Consider the following 488-nt stretch of genomic DNA (forward strand, 5'->3'; position numbering starts at 1 on the left):
GTTCGGATCATCACCAACCAGCCGCGCTTCGACGATACTGCGGGCTATCTGCAACTGACCGGTTCCACGACTCGATATGGGGGCGAGAACGGTTCGGCGAACGGCTGGATCAACGTCCCGCTCAGCGACAAGTTCGCGATCCGCGCGGTCGGATACGCGCTTCACAACTCCGGCTTCCTCGATAACGGATTCAGCGGCGAGGAGGACATCAACCACGAGAATACGGTTGGCGGCAGGGTGGCTCTGCGCGCCCAGCCGACGGGTAATCTCGATATCGTCCTGACCGGCTATTATCAGGACACCGAGGTGGGCGCCTATAATCGTGTCACGGACCGATATCCTGCGCTGATCATCAACCAAAGCGTGCCAGAGCCGTTCGAGGATCGTTATGGCATCGCGAACCTGAAGATCGACCTCGATCTCGGGTTTGGGACGTTGACTTCCTCAACCTCCTATTTCGATCGCCGCCGGTATTACGAGAACGACAT

The 488-nt window shown here is 58.4% G+C and carries 1 protein-coding gene; it reads left to right on the forward strand.

Annotated features, from left to right (window positions below):
• The coding region (locus J5M71_RS27645) for a hypothetical protein (protein ID WP_207838745.1) at positions 1–488 on the forward strand (488 nt) is incomplete at both ends.

Origin of the sequence: Pseudomonas sp. 43(2021) (assembly GCF_017490805.1) — a bacterium.
GTDB lineage: Bacteria > Pseudomonadota > Gammaproteobacteria > Pseudomonadales > Pseudomonadaceae > Aquipseudomonas.